Genomic DNA, 16,454 nt, shown 5'->3' with positions numbered 1-16,454 from the left:
GGGACGAACCCTCCCCGAGCCCTGGTACGGAGATCCCCCTAGGGGTTCTCCACCCTCCGGTGGACAACCCCTCGGGGTCGGGTCCACCCCCGGGCCCACACAGCCTCCACCCTCCCCCGGCGTGAGGCTCAAGTGGGAAGCTGGCCACGGCAGATGGATGCAGGGGGAAGGAATCCCGTGGGCGAGGGGAACACCGGGACACCGGTCGTACGGGAGCACGCCGCCCGCGCGGGCCGGGCCGAGACCCGGCGGCGGCGCGCCGTCGTCGCCGCGCTCATGCTGGCGATGGGGCTCGCCGCCCTCGACTCCACCGTCGTGTCCACCGCCGTTCCGCAGATCGTCGGCGACCTCGGCGGCTTCTCGGTCTTCTCCTGGCTGTTCTCGGGCTACCTGCTGGCCGTCACGGTCACGCTCCCCGTCTACGGCAAGCTCTCCGACACCTTCGGCCGCAAACCGGTCCTCATGGCGGGCGCCGCGCTCTTCCTCCTCGGCTCCCTGCTCTGCGCCGGCGCGTGGAACATGGCCGCGCTCATCGCCTTCCGCGTCGTCCAGGGCCTGGGCGGCGGCGCCCTCCAGGGCACCGTGCAGACGCTCGCCGCGGATCTGTACCCGCTCAAGGAACGCCCGAAGATCCAGGCCAAGCTGTCCACGGTGTGGGCGACCTCGGCCGTCGCGGGCCCCGCCCTGGGCGGCCTCCTCGCGACGTACGCCGACTGGCGGTGGATCTTCCTCGTCAATCTGCCGGTCGGCGCCCTCGCCCTGTGGCTGATCGCCCGTCATCTGCGCGAACCGGAGCGGACCGTCCCCGACCGGCGGCCGCGGATCGACTGGGCGGGTGCCCTCGCGGTGTTCGCCTGCGGCGGTGTCCTGCTGACCGCGCTCGTGCAGGGCGGTGTCGCGTGGGACTGGCTCTCGGCCCCCTCGATCGCCCTGTTCACCGCGGGAGCGTGCCTGCTCGCGGTCGTCGTGGCCGTGGAGCGGCGCGCCGCCGAACCGATCATCCCCGGCTGGGTGTGGCGCCGCCGGACGATCGCCGCGGTCAACCTGGCGCTCGGGGCACTGGGACTGCTCATGGTCGCGCCCACGGTCTTCCTGCCCACCTACGCGCAGGCGGTCCTCGGCCTCGCCCCGGTCTCCGCCGGATTCGTGCTCTCCGTATGGACGTTGAGCTGGCCGGTGTCCGCCGCGCTCAGCCAGCACGTCTACCGCCGCATCGGCTTCCGCGACACCGCCGTGCTCGGCATCGGCGCGGCGGCTCTGCTCCTGCTCGCCTTCCCCTTCCTGCCCACCCCGGGCGAGCCGTGGCAGCCCGTCCTGCTGATGCTGCTGCTCGGCGGCGCCCTCGGACTCTTCCAGCTCCCCCTGATCGTCGGCGTCCAGTCCACCGTCGGATGGGCCGAACGCGGCACGACCACCGCCTCCGTCCTGTTCTGCCGGCAGACCGGACAGACCCTCGGCGCCGCCCTCTTCGGCGCCGTCGCCAACGGGGTGCTGGCCGCGCGGCTCGGCGGCGCCGGAGATCTCGACGCGGTGACCCGCGCGCTGAACTCGGGAACCCCTGATGGGCAGTTGCGCCACGCGGTCGCGGACGCGGTGCACGCCGTCTATCTGGGCGCCGCCGGTGCCGCCGCACTCGCCTTCCTGGTCCTGCTGCTCGTCGCACCGCGCCGCTTCCCGGTCCTCGACGACCTCACGGACTGACCCCGGCCGCCGGCACATCGACGCCCGTCACCACCACGAACCACCCGCACCCGGCCGCGCACGCGAGGGGGCCGTGCCAGCACATCGACGACCGTCGCACCACGAACCACCCGCAGCCGGGATCCGGCGTGAGGGGACGTGCCGGTACATCGATGCCCGTCGCCACCGACGGTCACGTCTCCGTCCAACGGCGACGGGCTGATGCACCGGCACGGCCCCGACCCACCCACCGGACCGGAACCGCGCCCGGCCCTCCGCCCACCACCCGCTCCCCCACGCGAAAACCGGAAAACCTTCAGGCCTGCTCCAGGAGAGCTCCACAGGTAAACGCGGGTAACACCCCAGGTCACCGAAGTAAGCGCGTACCGACCGCCCAGTTGGGCGAAAGGGTCGCGCCGCCCCGCTACCTACGAGTAGCGTGCGCGCTGCTCACCCCCCGCTCCCTGCGGTCCCGCCCCGGACCCGAGCCACGCAAGGAGAACCGGGATGCCCGACACGTTCTCGTCCCCCGAGCACCCAAGGCCACGCCGGCAACAACCGCACCAACGCCCCTACTCGCCGCCCCCGTCCCCGCGAGCCCCCCTGTACCAGCCCTACGAGCCCTACGCGGACGACCCCCTGCACCCCGGTTATCCGCCGCCCGAGCCGGCCCCCGACCCCACGCGGCTGACCTACCCCTGGCAGCCCCGGCCCCGGCCTCCCGAGCCCGAGCGACGGCGGATGCCCCGCCAGAAGCCCCTCGGACAGCACAGCGACATCAGACGCCTGCGCGGCGCCTACCGCCGCCAGCGCCGCGTCGCGACCCTCACCGCACTCGGCTACTTCACCCTCTTCCTCATCCTGTCAGCCTTCGCGCCGTCCCTGATGACGAGCACGGTCTCCGGCGGACTGTCGACCGGCCTGCTGCTCGGCCTGCTCCAGGTCCCCGTCACCTGCCTGGCCATCGCCCTGTACGAGCACTCCGCGCGCCGCCGCCTCGACCCCATCGCGGACCGGATCCGCAGACAGAGCGAACTGGACGCGAAAAGGGAGGCGGCGCGATGACGGGATTCACCACGTCCGCCCAGACCATGTCGCTCGTGGCGTTCACGGCCGTCGCCACGGTCACCCTGCTGCTGTGCGTGATGACCGGCCCCGACCGGGACGACCTGGACGAGTTCTACACCGGCTACGGATCGCTCTCCCCGATGCGCAACGGCCTCGCCATCGCCGGGGACTACATCTCCGCCGCGAGCGTGCTCGGCACGAGCGGCGTCATCGCGCTGGCCGGCTACGACGGCGTGGTCCTCGCCCTGAGCACGGCCCTGTCCCTGATGCTGCTGATGTTCCTGCTGGCCGAACCCCTGCGCAACGCGGGCCGGTTCACCATGGGCGACGCCCTCGCACGCCGCATGCCCGGCCGCGCCGTCCGCAACACGGCCTGCGCGGTGACCATCGTGGCGCTGCTGCCCCTCATGCTGGTCCAACTCGCGGGCGCGGGCGACCTGCTGGCGTTCATCCTCGGCTTCTCCGCCGACTCCCTGAAGACCGGCTGCGTCATCGGCCTCGGCGCGCTGATGATCAGCTACGCGGCGATCGGCGGCATGAAGGGCACCGCCCTCATCCAGATCCTGAAGATCGTGATGCTGCTCGGCTCGGGCGCCGTGATCGCCGTCCTCGTCCTGCACCGTTTCGACTGGAACCCCGGCACCCTGCTGGCCGCCGCGGCCGGCAACAGCGGTGTGGGCGACGCCTACCTCCGCTCCGGTCTCCAGTTCGCGGGCGGCGCCAGCCCCCGCCTGGACATGATCACCTCGGAGCTGACGGTGGTCCTCGGCGGCGCGTGCCTCCCCCACATCACCATGCGCATGTACACCGCGGACAGCGCCCGCCAGGTACGCAGGTCACTGTCCTGGGCGGTGCCGTGCGTGGCCCTGTTCGTCCTCATCGTCAGCGTCGTCGGCTTCGGCGCCACGGCCCTGATCGGCCGTGAGGCGATCGCGACGGCCGACCCGCAGGGCAACACCGCCTACCTGCTGGGTTCCCAAGCCGCTTTCGGCACCTCGGTCTCCGCCGCCGAGACCCTGCTGTTCACCACCGTGACCACAGCGATCTTCCTCACGCTGCTCGCGTCCGTCGCCGGGATGATCCTGGCCTGCGCCAACTCCCTCGCCCACGACGTGTTCGCGCACAGCCGGCTCTTCCGCGGCCGCCGCCGCGACGACGAACTCTCCCCGCGCCGCGAGATGCTCCTCGCCCGCATCTCCGCGCTGGCGGTGGGGGCACCGGCCATCCTGCTCGCCACCCTCGTCCAGCATCACAGCCTTCAGCCCCTGGTCACCCTGTCCTTCTGCCTCGGCGCCTCCGCGATCGCGCCCGCGCTGGTCTACGGGCTCTTCTGGCGCCGCTACACCCGCGCCGGCCTCCTCGCCACCCTGATCGGCGGCACCCTCACCGTCCTCGTGCTCATGCCCGGCACCAACCTCGTCTCCGGCTCCCCCACCGCCGCGTTCCCCGACGCCGACTTCAACTGGTTCCCGTTCACCACGACCGGCATCGTGTCGATCCCGCTGGGGTTCGCCTACGGCTGGCTGGGGACGGTGGCCTCGGGCCGCCGCAAGGCGGGAGAACAGCGGAAGCAGTACGAGGCGGTGGAGGGGTGGATCCTGGCGGGGGCGATACGGAGGGGAAGATGAGACCGGAGCCGGAACCCGGAACCGGAACCCGGAACCGGAACCGGAGTCGGAACCCGGAGCCGGATCGGGAGCCGGAGTCGGAACCCGGAGCCGGAGCCGGAGCCGGAGCGGGAGCGGGAGCCGGAGCCGGAGCCGGAGTCGGAACCCGGAACCAGAGCCCGGGACCGGAACCGGAGCACGGAGCCGGAGCCGGAACCCGGAGCCGGAACCCGGCCGAGACGGGTGGGTGGGTGGGAAACACGCCGCGGAGCGGCGAAGAGGCACCGCGCAGCGGGGGAAGCCGGGACCTCGGAACGGAGAACGGCCCGGGCCCGGTGCCACCTACTCGGCCGGGGCCCGCCCGGTGAGAGACGTGAGACTGCTCTGCACGTGCTCCATCTGCGCCCGCACGTGATCCCACCGCTCCCCGTGCTCCCGCAACACCCGATCCGTCTCCCGGGCGATCCGCTCCTCACTGACCCGCGCCTCGGCGACCAGCTCCGCGCCCCGCGCCCCCGCGTCCTCCTGCCGGTGCCGGTCCCACTCCTTCGCCTCCGCGAGAGCCCGCTCGGCCCGGGCGAGCGACTCCCCGGCGCGCGCCTCCCGGTCGAGCAGCCCGGCCTCGTCCGCGGCCTCGCGTTCGCCGGCGGCCCGCTCGAACTCCGCCCACCGCGCGGCGTGCTCCGCCTCCTGCCCGGCGGCCAGGACCTCCGCCCGCCGCCGCACCTCGCGCAGCGCGGTGAGCACCTCTCCCCGGTTCTCCTTGATCTCCCGGCGCGCGGAGACGCGTACCTCGTCGGCCTCGTCACGCGCGACACCCAGCCGCGCGAGGGCCCACTCCTCCGCCGCGTCGCGCAGCTCGTCGGCGTACGCACGCGCCGCCTCCCGTACGTCACTCCCCACCGCCTCGGCCACCTCGGCCTCCGCACGGGCCTCCCGCCGGGCCTCCTCCCGCAGGGCCTCGGCCTCCTCCACTCCGAGCTCGAGGATCCGGCGCGCCCGCTCGCCGAGTTCCTCGTACGTCTGCGGGGCGAGCCGCGTCACGGCCTCCCGCAGCCGTTCCGCCTCGGCCTCCATGTCCTTCGCCAGCACGGTGAGCCGGGCGGCCCGCTCCCAGGCCGCGTCCCGGTTCCGGGAGAGCGTCGCGGCGTACACGTCGACCTGTTCGGGACGGTAGCCACGCCCCCGTACGGCCACGAAGCCGTACGGCGACACCCGTGTGCTGCTCATCCTTGGACCCCTCTCCGCCCGACCCACACGAAAAGACGATTTCGCGCACATCTTGATGGATCACGCGGAAGTGTTCATAACGCGACACTCCGCCCGCCCATTCGGCCGAAACCAGGTCACAGGCACGTCATTCGAGGTCAGGGACGGCATTTGCGGGCGAACGGATGAGGCGCCCGACCCGTGACCCGGGCCGAGCGCCTCATCCGTACCGCTGTTGCTTCGTCCGTCCCGCGCCGCCACGGGAAGCCGCCGTCAGGCACCGCCGGACGGGAGTGGCCGGACAGGTCCTAGAGCAGCCCGTCCCACATCTCCTCCAGCAGGACCGACCACCAGCTCTCCGGCGAGGCCAGGGCCGCCGGGTCGAGCGAGGCGAGCTGGGCCTGGAAGTCGACCGTCCAGCGGCCCGCCTGCTCCTGGTTGAGTCCGAACCGCAGCCGCCACATCCGGCCGAGCAGCGCCAGACAGCGCGCGAACTCGGGCAGCCCGGAGTTCACGAACTGCGGCGGCACCGGAGCACCTCCGGGACCGGCCTCCACCGGCACCGCGACGATGTTCGCCGTGCCGTACTGGACGCAGATCGCCTTGCCGAAGTCGCTGCCCATGACGAGGTACGAGCCCGCGTCGTGGGACGCCGGCACCCCGCGCTCCTGCGCCAGTTCGGCGAGCGTGGGCACCGGACGGCCCGGCTGGGCCTGCGCCCAGAAGAACGGGCCCATGTCGACCGGCAGCCCCGCCACGACCAGGGCGTGCGCCACGATCGGCGGCACACCCTGCCGCGACACGGCCGCGTGGTCGAACCGGAAGACCCCCGGCCCGAACGCCGCCGCCAGCTCCTGCGCGATCGCCTCCGGCGGGATCGGCGGCGCGGGCTGCACGGGCGGAATCGGCGCCCGCACCGGGGCCGGACGCGCCGGACCGTCCGCGACCTGGTGCAACTCGCTGTGATGCGCGAGGAGTTGGTCCATGCCCTGCTGCCGGCTCGCGTGATCCGTGCCGTAGGGCGCGATGCTCGTGATCCGCGCCTGCGGGAAGGTCTCCCTGATCATCCGCGCGCAGTACGCGCCCGGCAGCTCACAGGACTCCAACTCCGTGTGCAGTTCCAGCACTTGCTGCGGCGGTACGTTCATCGCGCGCAGCTCGTGCAGGATCTGCCACTCCGGGTGCGGCATACCCGGCGCGGACCGCCGGATGAGCTGCTGCTCGGACCCGTCCTGCGCCCGATAGCGCAGCACGGCCTGGTAGCCGGGTCCGACGGTCGGCTGCCCCGACTGCGGATAGCCGTACGCCGGCTGCTGACCCGGCACGGGCTGGCCGGGCACGGGCCCGCCGGGCAGCGGCTGCGGGACGCCCGGCGGCATGCCGGGCCCCTGCGGAGGCTGCGGCGCGCCGGGGCCACCGGCCGGAGGGGCGAACATCGTCGCCGCGTGGTGCACCTCACCGGAGGGCGTACCCACCGGAGCGCCGGGGGCGCCCGGAGGCTGCGGCGCGCCCGGCCCGCCCACCGCGGGCCCGGCCAGCATCGTCGCGGCGTGGTGCGCCCCGCCCGGAGGAGGCGTGGCGCCCGGCGGGGGCGGCACACCGGGACCCGCCTGCTGCCAGGGCGCTCCCGGGACGCCGGGGGCGCCCGGAGGCTGCGGCGCGCCGGGACCGCCCACCGCGGGCCCCGCCAGCATCGTCGCGGCGTGGTGGACACCGCCCGGAGGAGGCGTGGCGCCGGGCGGCGTGGGCGCACCGGGCACCGGCTCGGGCCCGTCCGGCCCGAGCTGTGAGACGAGCTGGGTCGGCACGTAGCCGCCCGCGGGCGCGCCCGGTCCGGGCGGCGGAGGCGTACTGCCCGGCCGCGCTCCCGGCACACCCGGGGCGCTCGGCGGATGCGGAGTGCCCGCGGAGGCGCCGCGCGCCGCTCGGGGCGGCTGCGCCTTGCTGGTCGCGGCGTCGGCGATGTCACCCGCGTTCGGCGGCAGCGGCCGCGACGGCACGGCGGGCGGCGGCGTACCGGGGGCACCCGGAGCCGACGGAGTGCCGGGCGGCGGAGTGCCCGGTCCCGCGCCGGGACCCTGCGGATAACCGTAGGCCGAGGCGTCCGGCACACCGTGGCCCGGCGAACCACCCGACGGCGCGGGCGGGTTCGGGCCTGCGGCGACCGGCGACACCGTCGTGCGCGGGAGCCGGCTGCCCCCGGACATCAGGGCGGTCTGATCGTGCGCGGCCACCGGCGGCGGAGTGTGCGAGTCGTCGACGTCCGTCAGCGGCGGGGCGAACACGGTCGCCGGCAGCGGTACGGAACGGTCGTCCCCGGGATCGGCGTTCGTGTCCGTCCCCGCCCAGGGGGTCGCGTCGGCGGGAACGGCCGGCCTCATGTCCTGCCGGTCCGGGACCTCGTCGTCGGTCGCGGCGTCCGGCCACGGCGTGGCGCCGCCGGGAACCGGGGCGGAAGCGGGGCCCGGCACGGGCACACCCGGCGTGGTAGCCGGGGAGGCGGCGTGCACTCCCGGCGCGGCCGCGGCCCCGTGCTCCCCGGAGTCCCCCGGCGCACCGGAAGGCGAACTCCCGCCCGTCGCGGCCCCGTTCGCGGAGCCGCCCGCCGAAGCGGCGGCGGGACGGGAACCGGCCCCGTCGGAGCCGGAGGATCCCGACCCGGCACGCCGGTCCGGGATCCCCATCCTGTCCGCGGCCTCCTGAAGCCACTCCGGAGGACTCAGCAGGAACGACGTCTGGTTCAGATCGACCCGGGCCGCGGGCGCCGGCGCCGGTTCGGGGGCCCCGGCCGGCGCCCCGTACTCCTCCTCGTACCGGCGGATGACCTCACCCACCGGCAGCGCGGGCCACAGCGTGGCCTCCCCGCTGTCCCGCGCGATGACGAGCCGCTGCGCGCCCCCGTCGGAACGCGGCCCCTCGGCGCGGTCCTCCGCCCATACGACGAAACCGAGTTCGAACTCGCGCACCCGCACCTCACGGTGCTGGTACCCGGGCACATCCCCGTTGATCCACTCTTCCGCGCGCTCCTGCGCCTGTGCGAAGGTCACCATCGCAACCTCACTCCCCCACCGAAGAGACGGGCACGGCGTGAGCGAAGCCGCCGTCCACCATCAGATTCGCCACCGTCTCCAGCTCCGGCGGATTGCCGGCGAGCCGCGACAGGAACTGGTCGAAGTCGTCACCGCACGGCAGCAGCAGCCGCTGCACCCGCTCGGCCGCCGGCCACTCGTCCTGGTCACGGGCGTCGTCGAACGCGCAGAACCAGACCGAACCGATCCGGTCGCCCTTCACCTTCACGGCCAGCAGACCGCCCTGCACGAACCCGACGCCCAGGTAGTCCTTGGTCAGATGGTCGCGCAGACACTTGTTGACGTACACCAGGTCGTTGACCGCGGCCTCGTCGCGCACGGTGAACAGCGGCTGGTCCACCAGCAGTCCGAGCTCCGCGTCGAGCGCGGCGCCGACCGGAGCGCACCCGCCCGCGGCCTTCAGGAAGGACCGGTAGGCGCCGGGCAGCCGGTAACCGAGGTCCTCCTCGACCGCCTGCACCTGCTGCTCGGTCACCGCGACCGACGACTTCGGCAGACCGAAGTGCGCGGGCCGCGTCTCCTGCAACGGCCGCGTCCCCCGCTTGGAGTGGTCGACGGCCGCGGTCGCGACACCGCCGTGGTGCCGCAGCAGCGCCTTCACCTCGACCGGCACCAGTTCGAGCCGCCGGGTGCCCGCCACGTGGTGCCACGTCCAGCCGTGCGGAGTCGCCACCGAGGGAATCGTGTCCCACAGCTCGTGCCCGGACTCGGCGAGCGCGGCGTTCGCGGAGACGTAGTCCGTCAGCCTCAACTCGTCGACGCCGAAGCCCTCCGGGGGCTCGGCGATCTCCGCCGCGGCACGCGCGTAGAGCGAGAAGTCGGGATAGCCGCGCTCGTCGATCCGCACGCCTCTGGGGTGGCGCGCTGCCCGGACCGGATCCGGGAAGTGCACGACTTGCCCGGCGTAGGCCGCGTTCGGCGGCGCGGCTTGTTGCCCGAGCCGACCTGTCGTCATGGCGGTTGCCCCCTGCGGCGTCTTCAGTAGCTGGATGGAGCGCGGATGTCGACAGCCTATTCGGTTGTACGACACCGGTCACCGGGCCTCCGGTTCCGTGACCAGCCGTCACCCCGCCGTGACCGTATGCCGAAGCCCTGGCGTGTCGCGGCGCCCCAGCTACCGCTCCCGCCATGGCATTTGGCAGTCTGTCTCCGCACCGGGGGATGCACGGGAGGGAAAGACGATCATGAACGCGACGCATACGGGCACGTCCGGGGACCCCCGGGTCGGCTGGAGCAGCGCCGAAGCGCTGCACGCTCCCGCCCTGCTGTACCGCCGCGACGGCATACTCCCCACCGTCGCCGCCGCCCTCTCCGTCCGCGGCGCCACCCTCACCGGCACGGCAGCGCGCGGCGACCAGCCACCCGTCCTTCACCCGCTGGTCCAGGACTTCCTCGACACCCTCACGAACGCGCAGCGCGACCGCTTCACCGGCCGCTGCGCCGAGGCCATCCTGATCTCCCGGCAGATCGCCTCGGCCGACGCCGAACGCAGCAGGCGTGCCGGCCGCAAGCCGATGTCCAACGGCGAGGCCCGCAGGGCCCTCAAGGGAGCCAAGCTCACCGCGCGCCGCATCCGCGAGGACGGCGACCCGCTGCACGGCAGTTTCGCCCCGCCCTGCCGCTCCTGCACGGCGCTCAGCGGCCACTTCGGCGTACGCGTCGTCGACCCGGCCGCACCGGACGCCTGAACTCCCCCTCCCCCGGCTACGTACGTATGACGGCGTCCCGCGACGCCGATGTCCCATCCCTCGACGAACGAAGGGCAGATGCACTCCGAACGCTCCTCCTCCAGCCTCTTCTCCCCACCCGGACAGGGGGGACCTCCGTCGCGCTTCCCCGAACCGGTGGACGCCGCACTGCGCTCGGCGGGATGGCAGCCGGGACGCTGGGACATAAAGCAGGCCGAGTACTGGGCCGACGAGCTGCGCGGACACGCGTCGCCGGCCGGGCACCGGCACTCCGTGTTCCCTGCGGCGGTCGAGGCCTGGGCGGAGTTCGGGGGGCTGCGGGTCGGTGCCGCGGGGCCCGGGCGCCAGGTGGCCCCCGCCCTGCTGCATCTCGATCCCCTGCACGGGCTGCACATGGCCCGGACCCTCGGCGATCTCGGGCGCGCGCTCGACACCGAGGTGTGCCCGCTGGGTGAGGAACCCGACTCCCACGCGCTGCTCGCCATCGACGCCGAGGGGCGCGTCTACGCCCTCGACCACACCGGCGACTGGTATCTGGGCCCCCACATCGACGCGGCCCTGACCACCCTCCTCACCGGCACAGCCCCACCCCGCCTGACCACGGCGTAACCCCACCCAGCCTTCTTCGCCCCCTCCGCCCCTACCCGACCCACACCCGGGGCTCCGCCCCGGACCCCGCTCCTCAAACGCCGGAGGGGCTGAAATTTCCCGGCCGGAGCTGAAACTTTGCCCGGCCAGGGCTGGGATGTGGACGGGTCACCACGACGCACCCGCAGCCGGCCGCGGGCCGTCGGGGACGTGCCGGTACATCGATGCCCGTCGCCACCGACGGCCACATCTCCGTCCGACGGCGACGGGCTGATGCACCGGCACGGCCCCGACCCACCCACCGGCCGAACCCGGACCCGGACCCGGACCCGGACCCGGCGAGCGCCCGGAGGGCTACGCCGGGATGACCGCCGACACCCGGAACCCACCCGCATCCGTAGGCCCCGACACGAACACACCCCCGAGCGCGGCCACCCGTTCCTTCATCCCCAGCAGCCCGTTCCCCCCACTGGGCAGCCCGACGGAGGACCCCGCCGCCACCTCCGGCGGACACTCGTTCTCCACCTGCATCGCGATCTCGGACACCCGATGCGCCAGCCGGACATACGTCTTGGCCCCCGCCGCGTGCTTGTGGACGTTCGTCAACGCCTCCTGCACCACCCGGTACGCGGTCTGCTCGATCTCACGGGCGTACGCCCGCATGTCCCCCTCGACCGACAGGGCCACGACCATCCCGGCCGCCGCCGACTGCCCGATCAGCTCGTCGATCTCGGCCAGACTCGGCCCCTCACCGGCCCCGGAGGAGTCGCCGGCCGCCCGCGACGCGGCGGCGGCCGCGGCGGCCCCCACGGCCGCCAGCGGCACCGACGGCACGCGCGCCCGCAACCCGTCCCCCGTGCGGAGCACCCCCAGCATCTCTCTCAGCTCGGTCAGCGCCTGCCGCCCCATGTCCCCCACCAGAGCGGCGTTCTTCACGGCCTTCTCGGGATCCTTCCGGGCGACAGCCTGAAGCGCCGCCGCGTGGACGACCATCAGCGAGACCCGGTGCGCGACCACGTCGTGCATCTCCCGCGCGATCCGGGTGCGCTCCTCGTTGCGCGCCCACTCCGCCCGCTCCTCCGCCCGCTCCGCGAGAAGCTGCAACTCCCGCTCCAGCGAGTCCGCCCGCTCCCGCAGGCTCTCCATGAGCCGGCGCCTGGCCCCCATGTACAGCCCGAGCAGCACGGGCGGCGCGGTCATCCCGATGGCCGTCGTGATGGAGGCGAAGGGGACGAGCCAGTTCCCCATCGGCACGTCCCCGTCCACGACGCTCTGGTGCGCCCGGACGAACGTGACGATCAGCATGCCGGCGAAGGACATCCCGGCCAGTGCCGCGGTGATGCGCCGCGGCAGCTCGGAGGCGGCGAGTGTGTAGAGCCCGACGAGTCCCATCAGGAACCCCATCTGGGCGGGCGTGATGGCGATGGACACCAGGACGACCGCGATCGGCCACTTCCGCCGTACCAGCAGTACGGACCCGGCCACCGTCCCGAACGCGACCCCCACCGGAACGGGCAGCCCCGCGTCGTGGGCGAAGCGGACCCCCTCGCCTCCGCACTCGAACGCGGACGCCAGAGCGAGCCCCCCGTCCAACACCGCACCGCGCCATCCGACCCACCACCACGGCCCGTTCCCGGCCCCGGTGTGCTCTTCCCCCGTCGTGGTCATGCCTCCAGCCTACGGTTGCACCCCGAACCATTTCCGGTGAGTTTCTCCGACTGGCCTACACCACACCCCCGCCGGATTCAGCCGCCCCGGGAACGCCACCGGCCCCGGGCCGCTCCCGGTCCCGCGTGCACAGGAACGCAAACACCGGACCGCCGCGGACGCCTCGGACGGCCTCCGGGACCACTCGGTCATCTGCCGCGCGGGAAGCGCCGAGTTGTACCGTCGCACGGAGGGCATCCGGTACGGCATAGTGTTGGGTGCCGACTCGACGAGCCGACCAATTGTCCGGTTCGATCGAGTTCATTCCCCCGTGGTGTAATTGGCAGCACTGTGGCTTTTGGTGCCATCTGTCCGGGTTCGAGTCCTGGCGGGGGAGCCTTGGTCGATCCGGCCCCTGACAGTGCCATCAGGCCCTCTCCCGCGTCCCTCCTGATTCGCCCCGGTATCCTGCGGATGTCCACACCCCGCCATCCGAAGCCGAAGGGCAACCCCGTGAGCACCAATCGCCCGGCAGCCGTCGTCGTACTCGCAGCGGGTGAGGGCACCCGTATGAAATCGGCCACACCCAAGGTTCTGCACGACATCTGCGGACGCTCCCTCGTCGGTCATGTGCTGGCCGCCGCACGTGAGTTGGACCCCGAGAACCTGGTCGTCGTCATCGGTCACGCCCGCGAGAAGGTCGTCGGGCACCTCGCGGAGATCGACTCCGACGTCCGGACGGCGGTGCAGGCCGAGCAGAACGGCACCGGGCACGCGGTACGGATGGGCCTCGAAGAGCTCGGCGGCGGCGTGGACGGCACTGTCGTCGTGGTCTGCGGCGACACCCCCCTGCTCAGCGGAGAGACCCTGCTCGCGCTGGCCTCGACCCACAGCGCCGACGGCAACGCCGTCACCGTGCTGACCGCCGAGGTCCCCGACGCCACCGGCTACGGCCGCATCGTGCGGGACGGCGCCAGCGGCGCGGTCACCGCGATCGTCGAGCACAAGGACGCGACCGACTCGCAGCGCGCGATCCGCGAGATCAACTCGGGCGTCTTCGCCTTCGACGGCCAGCTCCTCGCCGACGCGCTCGGCAAGGTGCGCACGGACAACAGCCAGGGCGAGGAGTACCTGACGGACGTCCTCGGGATCCTGCGCGAGGCCGGGCACCGGGTGGGCGCGGCCGTCGCCGCCGACCACCGCGAGATCGCCGGCATCAACAACCGCGTCCAGCTCGCCGAGGCCCGCCGCATCCTGAACGACCGGCTGCTCACGCGGGCCATGCTCGCGGGCGTCAGCGTGATCGACCCCGCGACGACCTGGGTCGACGCGACGGTCACCTTCGAGCAGGACGCGATCGTGCACCCCGGGACGCAGCTCCAGGGCGCCACGCATGTCGCCGAGGGCGCCGAGGTCGGGCCCAACTGCCGTCTGAAGGACACCCGGGTGGGTGCCGGCGCCCGCGTCGACAACACCGTGGCCGACACCGCCGAGGTGGGCCCGCAGGCCAAGGTGGGCCCGTTCGCGTATCTGCGTCCGGGCACCCGGATCGGCCTGAAGGCCAAGGTCGGCACGTACGTCGAGACGAAGAACGCGACGATCGGCGAGGGGACGAAGATCCCGCACCTGTCGTACGTCGGTGACGCGACGATCGGCGAGTACTCGAACATCGGTGCCGCCAGCGTGTTCGTGAACTACGACGGGCAGGAGAAGCACCACACCACGATCGGCTCGCACTGCCGTACGGGTTCGGACAACATGTTTGTGGCTCCTGTCACGGTCGGGGACGGCGCGTACACCGCGGCGGGCTCCGTCATCACGAAGGACGTGCCGCCCGGTTCGCTGGCCGTGGCCCGTGGCCAGCAGCGCAATATCGAGGGCTGGGTGGCTCGCAAGCGCCCCGGAAGCGCCGCCGCGAAGGCCGCGGAGACCGCCTCCCGGGAACCGGAAGGCGAAGGCTGACCGGAAAACGGCACGTCTGGGACGGCGTACCGTGATAAGTGCACACCCGCACCCCGCTGAGAAGCCCTCTCGCGACCCAGCCGAGAAGACCTCTCACGCCCGCTGAGATGACCTCTGAGGAGACAGTGCTGTGACCGGGATCAAGACGACCGGCAAGAAGAAGATGATGTTCTTCTCCGGCCGCGCCCACCCCGAGCTTGCCCAGGAGGTCGCCCACAAGCTGGGTGTCGGGGTCGTCCCGACGAAGGCCTTCGACTTCGCGAACGGCGAGATCTACATCCGCTACCAGGAGTCCGCGCGCGGCGCCGACTGCTTCCTGATGCAGAGCCACACGGCTCCCATCAACAAGTGGATCATGGAACAGCTCATCATGATCGACGCTCTCAAGCGGGCCTCCGCCCGGAGCATCACCGTGATCGTGCCCTTCTACGGTTACGCCCGTCAGGACAAGAAGCACCGTGGACGTGAACCGATCTCGGCGCGTCTGGTCGCGGACCTGATGAAGACGGCCGGCGCGGACCGCATCCTCACGGTCGATCTGCACACCGACCAGATCCAGGGCTTCTTCGACGGCCCGGTGGACCACCTGTTCGCGCTGCCGATCCTCGCCGACTACGTGGGCGCGAAGGTCGACAGGTCCAAGCTCACCGTCGTCTCCCCGGACGCCGGCCGGGTGCGGGTCGCCGACCGCTGGTGCGACCGCCTGGACGCTCCGCTGGCCATCGTGCACAAGCGCCGCGACAAGGACGTCGCCAACCAGGTCACCGTCCACGAGGTGGTCGGTGACGTGAAGGGCCGCGTCTGCGTCCTCGTCGACGACATGATCGACACCGGCGGCACCATCTGCGCCGCCGCCGACGCGCTCTTCGCGCACGGCGCGGAGGACGTCATCGTGACGGCCACGCACGGTGTGCTCTCCGGCCCGGCGGCCGACCGTCTGAAGAACTCCAAGGTCAGCGAGTTCATCTTCACGGACACCCTGCCGACCCCGGGCGAGCTGGAGCTCGACAAGATCACGGTGCTGTCGATCGCTCCGACGATCGCCGACGCGGTGCGTGAGGTCTTCGAGGACGGCTCGGTGACGAGCCTGTTCGAGGAGCAGTAGGCCATACCCCGCCGGTCGGCAGCGGACCTCGCCGCCGACCGGCCGCCTAGATCGATTTCTTGTACGGCCTCCCCGCCCCGTAAGCTGTCACAGTTGCTCGGCGAGGGAGGCCGCACTTCTGTGTGCGGCGGTCCGTTATCGACGCGCTCTTCGTAGCAGGCCGATGTTTTGGCCGGGTGACCTCTTTCCCCACGTTCTACGAGGAGTGAACATGTCCGAGGTCAAGCTCGCCGCCGAGACCCGCACCGAGTTCGGCAAGGGTGCCGCCCGCCGCATCCGCCGTGAGGCCAGGGTTCCCGCGGTCGTCTACGGCCACGGCACCGAGCCGGTCCACATCACGCTTCCGGGCCACGAGCTGCTTCTCGCCCTGCGTACCCCGAACGTCCTGCTCACCCTGGACATCGAGGGCAAGACCGAGCTGGCGATCCCGAAGGCCGTCCAGCGTGACGCCATCAAGGGCAGCCTCGACCACGTCGACCTGCTCCTCGTGAAGCGCGGCGAGAAGGTCACCGTCGAGGTCTTCGTGCAGACCGAGGGCGAGCTGGCCCCGGGCAGCTTCCTCGTCGAGAACGTGCTGAACACCCTGACGGTCGAGGCCGAGGCCACCCACATCCCGGAGTCGGTCACCGTCTCCATCGCGGGCCTGGAGGCCGGTGCCTCCATCCACGCCAAGGACATCAAGCTCCCCAAGGGCACCACGCTGGCGATCGACGAGGACGCGGTCGTCATCCAGGTCCTGTCGGCGCAGGCCGAGGAGCCGGCCGCCGAGGGCGAGACCGCGGGCGACGCGGCCGCCGAGGCCTGATCCCCC

General features: G+C 72.6%; 12 protein-coding genes and 1 tRNA gene. 9 read left to right on the top strand and 4 right to left on the bottom strand.

Features of this window, described 5'->3' with window-relative positions; translation table 11 throughout:
- Nucleotides 1-153: 153 nt before the first annotated feature.
- From ACIQ7M_RS22205 to ACIQ7M_RS22195, 3 genes are all read left to right on the top strand, one after another.
- A complete protein-coding gene (locus ACIQ7M_RS22205; RefSeq protein WP_403646844.1) occupies nucleotides 154-1,701 on the top strand; it encodes an MFS transporter in 1,548 nt (515 codons plus the stop codon).
- 486 nt (nucleotides 1,702-2,187) lie between these two features.
- On the top strand, nucleotides 2,188-2,745 hold the full coding sequence (locus tag ACIQ7M_RS22200) for a DUF485 domain-containing protein (protein WP_403646841.1): 558 nt from the start codon (nucleotides 2,188-2,190) through the stop codon (nucleotides 2,743-2,745).
- The gene (locus ACIQ7M_RS22195) at nucleotides 2,742-4,376 is read left to right on the top strand and encodes a cation acetate symporter (protein WP_355771610.1); all 1,635 of its coding nucleotides are present in this window, start codon (nucleotides 2,742-2,744) and stop codon (nucleotides 4,374-4,376) included. Before ACIQ7M_RS22200 ends, ACIQ7M_RS22195 begins: the two co-directional genes overlap by 4 nt.
- A gap of 321 nt (nucleotides 4,377-4,697) precedes the next feature.
- Here the strand turns inward: ACIQ7M_RS22195 and ACIQ7M_RS22190 are convergent, their stop codons facing one another.
- The 3 genes from ACIQ7M_RS22190 to ACIQ7M_RS22180 all read right to left on the bottom strand — a co-directional run bounded on the left by ACIQ7M_RS22190 (nucleotide 4,698) and on the right by ACIQ7M_RS22180 (nucleotide 9,608).
- On the bottom strand, nucleotides 4,698-5,585 hold the full coding sequence (locus tag ACIQ7M_RS22190) for a cellulose-binding protein (RefSeq protein ID WP_403646838.1): 888 nt from the start codon (nucleotides 5,583-5,585) through the stop codon (nucleotides 4,698-4,700).
- Between the two features lie 287 nt (nucleotides 5,586-5,872).
- Nucleotides 5,873-8,614: an SUKH-4 family immunity protein gene (locus ACIQ7M_RS22185; protein WP_403646835.1), complete on the bottom strand. Its 2,742-nt coding sequence runs from the start codon at nucleotides 8,612-8,614 to the stop codon at nucleotides 5,873-5,875.
- Nucleotides 8,615-8,621: 7 nt separating this feature from the next.
- Nucleotides 8,622-9,608 (bottom strand): SMI1/KNR4 family protein, encoded by a 987-nt coding sequence (locus tag ACIQ7M_RS22180; RefSeq protein WP_355771617.1) that lies wholly within the window; start codon nucleotides 9,606-9,608, stop codon nucleotides 8,622-8,624.
- Nucleotides 9,609-9,837: 229 nt separating this feature from the next.
- On the opposite strand from ACIQ7M_RS22180, the gene ACIQ7M_RS22175 reads away from it, so the two are divergent.
- Together ACIQ7M_RS22175 and ACIQ7M_RS22170 are read left to right on the top strand one after the other, a co-directional pair.
- Nucleotides 9,838-10,341 carry a YwqJ-related putative deaminase gene (locus ACIQ7M_RS22175; protein ID WP_355771620.1) on the top strand — a complete coding sequence of 168 codons (504 nt, stop codon included), beginning with the start codon at nucleotides 9,838-9,840 and terminating at the stop codon, nucleotides 10,339-10,341.
- Nucleotides 10,342-10,419: 78 nt separating this feature from the next.
- Nucleotides 10,420-10,950, top strand: a complete 531-nt coding sequence (locus ACIQ7M_RS22170; RefSeq protein WP_355771623.1) for an SUKH-3 domain-containing protein — start codon at nucleotides 10,420-10,422, stop codon at nucleotides 10,948-10,950.
- 333 nt (nucleotides 10,951-11,283) lie between these two features.
- On the opposite strand, the gene ACIQ7M_RS22165 is transcribed toward ACIQ7M_RS22170, so the two are convergent.
- Nucleotides 11,284-12,597 (bottom strand): histidine kinase, encoded by a 1,314-nt coding sequence (locus ACIQ7M_RS22165; RefSeq protein WP_355774920.1) that lies wholly within the window; start codon nucleotides 12,595-12,597, stop codon nucleotides 11,284-11,286.
- A gap of 304 nt (nucleotides 12,598-12,901) precedes the next feature.
- Here ACIQ7M_RS22165 and ACIQ7M_RS22160 point away from each other — a divergent pair.
- From ACIQ7M_RS22160 to ACIQ7M_RS22145, 4 genes are all read left to right on the top strand, one after another.
- Nucleotides 12,902-12,973 (top strand) — tRNA-Gln (locus ACIQ7M_RS22160).
- Between the two features lie 116 nt (nucleotides 12,974-13,089).
- A complete protein-coding gene (gene glmU / locus ACIQ7M_RS22155; RefSeq protein ID WP_403646829.1) occupies nucleotides 13,090-14,538 on the top strand; it encodes a bifunctional UDP-N-acetylglucosamine diphosphorylase/glucosamine-1-phosphate N-acetyltransferase GlmU in 1,449 nt (482 codons plus the stop codon).
- Between the two features lie 130 nt (nucleotides 14,539-14,668).
- On the top strand, nucleotides 14,669-15,643 hold the full coding sequence (locus ACIQ7M_RS22150; RefSeq protein ID WP_355774915.1) for a ribose-phosphate diphosphokinase: 975 nt from the start codon (nucleotides 14,669-14,671) through the stop codon (nucleotides 15,641-15,643).
- Nucleotides 15,644-15,854: 211 nt separating this feature from the next.
- On the top strand, nucleotides 15,855-16,448 hold the full coding sequence (locus ACIQ7M_RS22145; RefSeq protein ID WP_355774912.1) for a 50S ribosomal protein L25/general stress protein Ctc: 594 nt from the start codon (nucleotides 15,855-15,857) through the stop codon (nucleotides 16,446-16,448).
- The last annotated feature ends 6 nt before the right edge of the window (nucleotides 16,449-16,454 follow it).

The organism is Streptomyces sp. NPDC096324 (assembly GCF_044763015.1).
In the GTDB taxonomy this organism is placed as follows: domain Bacteria; phylum Actinomycetota; class Actinomycetes; order Streptomycetales; family Streptomycetaceae; genus Streptomyces.
Note: the sequence above shows the minus strand (reverse complement) of the source record. Positions and strands in the feature narration are given on the sequence as shown.

Bases quoted from the DNA above. Each gene is read 5' to 3' on its own strand.
- ACIQ7M_RS22175 (WP_355771620.1), top strand. From the start codon at position 9,838: ATGAACGCGACGCATACGGGCACGTCCGGGGACCCCCGGGTCGGCTGG.
- ACIQ7M_RS22165 (WP_355774920.1), bottom strand. From the start codon at position 12,597: ATGACCACGACGGGGGAAGAGCACACCGGGGCCGGGAACGGGCCGTGG.
- ACIQ7M_RS22180 (WP_355771617.1), bottom strand. From the start codon at position 9,608: ATGACGACAGGTCGGCTCGGGCAACAAGCCGCGCCGCCGAACGCGGCC.
- ACIQ7M_RS22195 (WP_355771610.1), top strand. From the start codon at position 2,742: ATGACGGGATTCACCACGTCCGCCCAGACCATGTCGCTCGTGGCGTTC.
- ACIQ7M_RS22205 (WP_403646844.1), top strand. From the start codon at position 154: ATGGATGCAGGGGGAAGGAATCCCGTGGGCGAGGGGAACACCGGGACA.
- ACIQ7M_RS22200 (WP_403646841.1), top strand. From the start codon at position 2,188: ATGCCCGACACGTTCTCGTCCCCCGAGCACCCAAGGCCACGCCGGCAA.
- ACIQ7M_RS22145 (WP_355774912.1), top strand. From the start codon at position 15,855: ATGTCCGAGGTCAAGCTCGCCGCCGAGACCCGCACCGAGTTCGGCAAG.
- ACIQ7M_RS22190 (WP_403646838.1), bottom strand. From the start codon at position 5,585: ATGAGCAGCACACGGGTGTCGCCGTACGGCTTCGTGGCCGTACGGGGG.
- ACIQ7M_RS22170 (WP_355771623.1), top strand. From the start codon at position 10,420: ATGCACTCCGAACGCTCCTCCTCCAGCCTCTTCTCCCCACCCGGACAG.
- ACIQ7M_RS22185 (WP_403646835.1), bottom strand. From the start codon at position 8,614: ATGGTGACCTTCGCACAGGCGCAGGAGCGCGCGGAAGAGTGGATCAAC.